The organism is Duncaniella sp., assembly GCF_029054785.1.
In the GTDB taxonomy this organism is placed as follows: domain Bacteria; phylum Bacteroidota; class Bacteroidia; order Bacteroidales; family Muribaculaceae; genus Duncaniella.
In genome coordinates this window covers 1-3,261 of record NZ_JAIDEN010000085.1, presented here as the reverse complement: position 1 = coordinate 3,261, position 3,261 = coordinate 1, and the positions used below count along the sequence as shown (strand labels likewise).

Below are 3,261 nucleotides of genomic sequence, written 5' to 3'. Positions count from 1 at the left end.
CATTTTCTTTACATTTTGCCATAAAATCGACATTAATTTCTTACTTTTGCAGACATTTTATTATTCAAAAAGTATTTTTATTTATAACAGTTAGATGAACAATGATCAGATAAAGGTGATCTTTGCCGAAGAAGAGCATACGAAATATGCCGAGCAGATTGTCACCCTAATCTATGAATCAGCCCTTCAGCGCGGAACCGGCATAGCCCGCCGCACACCTGAATATATCGCTCAGAAGATACGTTCGGGGAAGGCTGTCGTCGCTCTCTGTGATGACCGTCTCATCGGCTTCAGTTACATCGAGAGCTGGGAACATGGTGATTATGTGGCCACCTCAGGCCTTATCGTCGATCCTGAATTCCGACGATTGGGGCTCGCTGCACGAATCAAGGCCAAGACTTTCGAGCTGGCACGCCTCCGCTTCCCGTTCGCCAAACTGTTCAGTATCACCACTTCTCTTCCGGTGATGAAGTTAAATTCCCAGATGGGCTACAAACCCGTCACCTTTTCCGAACTTACTGACGACGAAGAATTCTGGGCAGGCTGCAAAGGCTGTGTGAACTACGATATACTCCAGCGCAACAACCGTCGCATGTGTCTCTGCACAGGGATGCTCTACGACCCCAAAGCCAAACTCGAAAAGCCATCAAAGCGAGCCCCCTACGTCATGTGGTTGCACAACCGCGTAAAGAAGATGCTCCACCTCAAGTGAGCGACCTTCTCCTCTATCAATATTTAACATCATCCCCCTAATCCAATAGATTCAATATTATATTATGGAAAATAAGAAAAAAGTGGTTTTGGCCTTCAGTGGTGGCCTCGATACATCTTTCGCTGCAAAATATCTCTCCGAAGACCTCGGATATGAAGTACACACCGCAATCGCCAACACCGGCGGTTTCTCAGATGACGAACTGAAATCAATCGAAGAAAAAGCTCTGCGACTCGGAGCCGCATCCCACGCCTCGCTCGACGTGACCCGCGACTACTACGACAAGAGCATCAGATACATGATCGCAGGCAACGTCCTGCGCAACGGCACCTACCCCATCAGCGTCTCCTCCGAACGCATCTTCCAGGCCATCGCCATCATCGAATATGCCAAAAAGATCGGCGCCGACGCTGTGGCCCACGGCTCGACAGGCGCAGGCAACGACCAGGTACGTTTCGACCTTACCTTCCAGATCCTCGCACCCGAAATCGAGATCATCACCCCCACCCGCGACATGACCCTCACCCGCGAGTATGAGATCGACTACCTGAAGAAACACGGCATCGAAGCCGACTTCAAGAAGATGGAATACTCCATCAACAAAGGCCTCTGGGGCACCAGCATCGGCGGCAAGGAAACCCTCCACTCCGAACAGACTCTCCCCGAAAGCGCCTATCCAAGCCAGATCACCGAAAAAGGCGAGGAACACATGACGATCACCTTTGACCGCGGCGAGATCTCCGCTGTCAACGGCAAGCATTTCGACAACAAGGTCGACGCCATCCGCGAAGTTGAGCGCCTCGGCGCCCGCTACGGCATCGGACGCGACATGCACATCGGCGACACCATCATCGGCATCAAAGGCCGCGTAGGCTTCGAAGCCGCAGGTCCGATCCTCATCATCGCCGCCCACAAGATGCTCGAAAAGCACACCCTCACCAAGTGGCAGCAATACTGGAAAGACCAGATCGGCACCTGGTACGGAATGTTCCTCCACGAATCGCAATATCTCGAACCCGTCATGCGCGACATGGAAGCCTTCCTTGAAAACTCCCAGCGCAACGTCAGCGGAACAGTCGAAATCATCCTCCGTCCTTACAGCTACACCCTCGTCGGCGTCGACTCTCCCTTCGACCTCATGAAGACCGATTTCGGCGAATACGGCGAAGTCAACAAAGCCTGGAGCGCCGACGATGTCAAGGGCTTCACCAAGATCCTCGGCAACCAGATGAAGATCTATCACAACGTCCAGAAACGCAACGGATCAGAGGAGTAAGGGCCGATGAAGAAAATAGGAATCATAGGAGGGGCCGGCTACACTGCCGGCGAACTCCTGCGCCTCCTGATCAACCATCCGGAGGCTCAGATCGTATTCGTTCACTCGACAAGCAACGCTGGCCGTCCCGTCTGCGAGATCCACGAAGGTCTCATCGGCGAGACCGACCTCCATTTCTCTGACAGCTACGACCTCCGGGCCGTCGACGTCCTCTTCCTCTGCCAGGGCCACGGCTTCAGCCGCAAATTCTGGGAGGAGAACGAAATGCCTGAGGGACTCAAGGTCGTAGACCTCGCCCAGGACTACCGCGACGAAAGCTGCGGCTATACCTACGGCCTCCCCGAAGCCAAGCGCGACACTATCCGCCGTGCCTCGCTCATAGCCAACCCCGGCTGCTTCGCCACGGCCATACAGACCGCCCTGCTCCCCCTCGCCGCCGCCGGAAAGCTCGGAAGCGAGATCCACGTCACCGGAATCACCGGTTCGACAGGTGCCGGAGTCAAACCGGGCGCGACCACCCATTTCAGCTGGCGCACCGACAATCTCTCGGTCTACAAAGCCTTCACCCACCAGCATCTCGCCGAGATCCGTCAGACCCTCAGCCAGCTTCAGCCAGGTTTCGACGCAGAGATCAGCTTCATCCCCGTGCGCGGCGACTTTGCAAGAGGCATCTTCGTGATGGCCTACATCGACACTGACCTCAGCATCGAAGAAGCAACCCGCATCTACAAGGACTTCTATGCCGACGCCGCCTTCACCCACGTCTCGGACCGCCCCGTGGACCTCAAACAGGTTGTCAACACCAACAAGGCCATCGTCTCGCTGGAAAAACACGGCTCGAAACTGCTCGTCATCTCCGCCATCGACAACCTCCTGAAAGGAGCCTCCGGACAAGCCGTCCAGAACTTCAACCTCATCTGTGGACTCCCCGAAGACTGCGGACTGCGCCTGAAGCCCTCGGCATTCTGATCACGGACCGGGCCGCACTCCGGCCACGCGCCCGCCGACACATTTTAGAGGTTGTTTAAAAACAATAGTTAAAATCTGAGTGGTGTATCTTTTAGATAAATTGTTGTAAATGAGAAAGGAGCATAGCGAGCTATGCGACTGACGAATTTCAACAATTTAGCAAAAGAGACACCAAGGCTCAGGTAACTTTAAAAATTCTCACACATGAAATTATTAAAAGGAAAAATATAATACCGTCGCCTGCGAAAGTTTTGGGCGCCTATGGCTCTTCATTTCAGTCACATAGCTCGCTATGCTCCTTCAA

At 53.7% G+C, this 3,261-nt stretch carries 3 protein-coding genes; all 3 read left to right on the top strand.

Annotated elements, in window-relative coordinates:
• Positions 1-94: 94 nt before the first annotated feature.
• The 3 genes from K2H17_RS05270 to argC all read left to right on the top strand — a co-directional run bounded on the left by K2H17_RS05270 (position 95) and on the right by argC (position 2,957).
• Positions 95-712, top strand: coding sequence for a GNAT family N-acetyltransferase (locus K2H17_RS05270; RefSeq protein WP_300132261.1), 618 nt, complete (start codon positions 95-97; stop codon positions 710-712).
• A gap of 64 nt (positions 713-776) precedes the next feature.
• Positions 777-1,988 carry an argininosuccinate synthase gene (gene argG, locus K2H17_RS05265; protein ID WP_300132259.1) on the top strand — a complete coding sequence of 404 codons (1,212 nt, stop codon included), beginning with the start codon at positions 777-779 and terminating at the stop codon, positions 1,986-1,988.
• A gap of 6 nt (positions 1,989-1,994) precedes the next feature.
• Positions 1,995-2,957, top strand: a complete 963-nt coding sequence (gene argC / locus K2H17_RS05260) for an N-acetyl-gamma-glutamyl-phosphate reductase (RefSeq protein ID WP_300132255.1) — start codon at positions 1,995-1,997, stop codon at positions 2,955-2,957.
• Positions 2,958-3,261: the final 304 nt, after the last annotated feature.

Coding starts and splice junctions, on each gene's coding strand:
- K2H17_RS05270 (WP_300132261.1), top strand. CDS start 95: ATGAACAATGATCAGATAAAGGTGATCTTTGCCGAAGAAGAGCATACG.
- argG (WP_300132259.1), top strand. CDS start 777: ATGGAAAATAAGAAAAAAGTGGTTTTGGCCTTCAGTGGTGGCCTCGAT.
- argC (WP_300132255.1), top strand. CDS start 1,995: ATGAAGAAAATAGGAATCATAGGAGGGGCCGGCTACACTGCCGGCGAA.